This window comes from Vogesella urethralis (assembly GCF_007644045.2).
In the GTDB taxonomy this organism is placed as follows: domain Bacteria; phylum Pseudomonadota; class Gammaproteobacteria; order Burkholderiales; family Chromobacteriaceae; genus Vogesella; species Vogesella urethralis.
Map to the genome: position 1 here is coordinate 1 of NZ_VMDW02000102.1, position 232 is coordinate 232.

1 pseudogene is annotated in these 232 nt (G+C 53.0%); it reads right to left on the reverse strand.

Annotated elements, in window-relative coordinates:
• A pseudogene (locus FLQ03_RS14370) lies at positions 1–216 on the reverse strand (acetylxylan esterase); the annotation flags it as partial.
• Positions 217–232: the final 16 nt, after the last annotated feature.

A 232-nucleotide genomic window follows, 5' to 3' on the forward strand; every position in this document is an offset into this window, starting at 1 on the left:
TTGAAGACTCATCTTCTCCAGCGCCTGCTCGCGTTGCTCCGGTGTTACGCTGTCATTGTAGCCTTTTGACATTACGCGGCTCATATCATACATGGTGCTGGCAACGACCGCTTTTACGCGCTTATCCACGGCAACAGCGTTCAGGGCAATCCCCCCCATGCCGCAGATACCGATGACACCGATACGTTCACGATCCACATAAGGTTGTAGTCCCATAAAATCGACTGCAGCC